This is a genomic window from Sphingomonas sanguinis, assembly GCF_001476905.1.
In the GTDB taxonomy this organism is placed as follows: Bacteria; Pseudomonadota; Alphaproteobacteria; order Sphingomonadales; family Sphingomonadaceae; genus Sphingomonas; species Sphingomonas sanguinis_B.
Window position 1 is genome coordinate 1 of the sequence record NZ_LDTE01000109.1, and the last position, 1,061, is coordinate 1,061.

Sequence of the window (1,061 nt, forward strand, 5' to 3'; positions counted from 1 at the left end):
GGCACGGCCGCGTCGAGTTGGGCGGCTTCGCGACGACGGGCAACAGCCAGAATATCGGCCTGACCGGCATCGTCGACCTGAACCGCGAGGGGCTGCGCTGGCGGCACAAGCTGCGCTTCCAGGGCGATTACCAGGAAAGCTTCAACGTCGTCAGCCGCGAACATTATGTCGCGTCCTACGAACCCAATTTCAAACTCAGCGCCAACAATTACGTCTACGGCGCGGCGCAGTATGAAAGCGACAAGTTCCTCGGCTATTTCAACCGTTTCTCCGCGTCGAGCGGCGCGGGCTACAGCGCCATTCGCAAACCCCGCATGACGCTCGACATCGAACTCGGCCCTGCCTTCCGGCACACCGAATTTACCGATGGCCGGATCGAAAGCGCCTTGGCCGCTCGCGGCAATCTGAACTTCGTGTGGAAGCTGACGCCAGCCATGTCGTTCAACCAGAACGCCTCGGCCTATGTCCAGAAGTTCAACAGCACGGTCAGCACCAATTCGGCGTTGAATGCCAAGCTCTTCGGTCCGCTGTCCGCCTCGCTGTCGTACAATGTCCAATATGAAAGCGAGCCGCCCGTCGGCCGCCAGACGACCGACACGATCACCCGCGCGTCGGTGGTCTACAGCTTCTAATTTCCAAAGCGGGGTTCACCTTGGCGGCCTGCTTGGCCTAGGTAAGGCCGATGGAGAGACTGAACCCGATCGAGCGTGACGCCGTGGCGTCCGCCGCCGCCTATCCCATGCTGCCCCTCGTGGAGGAGTGGAGCGCGATCAACAGCGGCACCCGCAACATGGCCGGACTGGCGATCATGGCCGACCGACTGGCGGCGGCGTTCGGCGCGCTGCCCGGTACGCTCAGCCTGATCGACCCCGAACCGGTCGAGCGCGTCGGCGCCGATGGCACGCCCTCCCCCTTGGAGCACGGCCGCCACCTGCGCCTGTCGGTCCGCCCCCAGGCGCCGGTGCAAATGCTGTTCACCGGCCATATGGATACGGTCTATCCGATCGATCATCCCTTTCAGGCGGTGACGCGGATCGACGACAACCGGCTGGGCGGGCCCG

Annotated in this window: 1 protein-coding gene and 1 pseudogene; both read left to right on the plus strand. The window is 64.0% G+C overall.

The annotated features are described in order from the left end of the window. Positions 1–632 (plus strand): DUF481 domain-containing protein (locus SB4_RS15260; protein WP_058753253.1); only part of this gene is annotated, 632 nt, incomplete at its 5' end. A 50-nt stretch (positions 633–682) separates the two neighbouring features. Further along, positions 683–1,061, plus strand: a pseudogene (locus SB4_RS15265) (hydrolase); the annotation flags it as partial.